Origin of the sequence: Burkholderia sp. AU45251 (genome assembly GCF_030482905.1) — a bacterium.
In the GTDB taxonomy this organism is placed as follows: Bacteria; Pseudomonadota; Gammaproteobacteria; order Burkholderiales; family Burkholderiaceae; genus Burkholderia; species Burkholderia aenigmatica.
The window spans coordinates 1-1,497 of sequence record NZ_JAUJQH010000069.1 but is presented as its reverse complement, the minus strand read 5'-3'; the positions used below and the strand labels follow the sequence as shown (position 1 = coordinate 1,497).

Annotated in this window: 1 protein-coding gene; it reads right to left on the bottom strand. The window is 52.4% G+C overall.

The features are described from left to right. Positions 1-125 precede the first annotated feature (125 nt). Positions 126-1,497 (bottom strand): SIR2 family protein (locus QZM67_RS39765; RefSeq protein WP_301811931.1); only part of this gene is annotated, 1,372 nt, incomplete at its 5' end.

Sequence of the window (1,497 nt, the reverse complement as noted above, 5' to 3'; positions counted from 1 at the left end):
TCAGTTCCGGGTCCAGGTTCAAGCCCTTGCCCGGCTCAATCGTTACTTCTTCCTTGCGTTTGCGTGGCATAAAAGTGGCTCCTTGGCCTTCAGTTTATGCCTCACACACAAAGGTTCGGATAGGCTCACGCCAATTCAAGCGCGAAGCTTATACGCCCCAACTCACCGAGAAGTTCCGCCTCTCGCTCCGTCGGATGCTGAAACAGACCCTCGAGCGTACGTTCAATGCGCTCCCGATCAAAGGCAGTGAGTCTGTGCGAGACTTCGGCAAGCACAGGACGAAACGTCAAGCTATCAGGCGCTTTGCCGGCAGCAAAAGCCGCCCCCAAATCCCACCCTCGTCGATGCACGATTTCCTTCAAGAACATGACCAAGGTATCTGCAACGTGTTGAGGAGGATTCCACCCTTCCTGAACATGAGCGCGCTCCAATAAGCTGGTCTTGATGCTATCAATGGCATCATCTAGCGTTAGCGCTCCGTCTGGATTTCCGACCCACGCAAAGCGATTGCCTCGCTCGCCTTCGACACGATGTCTCCGAATCAGCTTCGCATCAACCAACTCCTTGATTGCGCGATTGACCATTTCATCTACGTCCTTACCTTTCAATCCCAATGCCTTGCGAACATCCTCACGTAGATCAAGCAAGCCTAGTGACTTCGGGTGCACACGCTGAAGCGCCGCTGACAACATTCCTTCGATGACAATCTCTCGCAAAGGTGTATCTTCGGACGCAACATTGACACGCGCATAGCACGCGGCGAGATACTGTTTCGTGACGGAATATGGATGACTCACCTCCATCGGCATCCTTCGTTCGGAACGGCTTGTCGCTTTCACGAAGTCTGCGATGCCGTCCCACAGCGCTTTATGCCGATCGCTTTCGTCATATTTCACGACCTTGATGTTCAGTCGATTCGCCTTTTGGATTAGTTCAGAAGCGTTCGACTGAGGCAAGATTGCCATATGACGCCCAGGTTGGGCGACGCCAAATCGTCTTTCTACCTGTTCCAAGACGTAGCGAATCGCCGGATCGTAGAACGAGAATCCGAGGAATAATACTTGCCTGTGCAAAAACACCTGTGTCAGCAGATCAGTGTACGAATCATTGTCGAGCAACGTTCTAAACTGGTTCTCCGACAAAATCATGCCTTGAGGAAACTCGACACAACCGTGGATACGAGCTACAAAGGGCTCAACCTCCCAAGCCGCTTGCATAAAACCTGTATCCCCAAGTTTGTAATCCCGGGGGGGACTTCCTCGAGAGGTTGAGATTGCATCAAGAATCGATCGATCAAAGTTGGTTGTGATAACACCTTTGAACGGCAAGGAAGCAAGAGACGCAAGCGGCTTGGCGTCGTACCTACCAAGTCCCCCCGCGGCAAAATAGTTGTCGCCCCGATAGAAACTTGAATCTTTCCTGAATTCAAGTTTCGTAGATGGTGGTGGGTTGCCGTCGCCGAAGGCGACGGCCCCCTTGCCACCGATTTCCGCAACA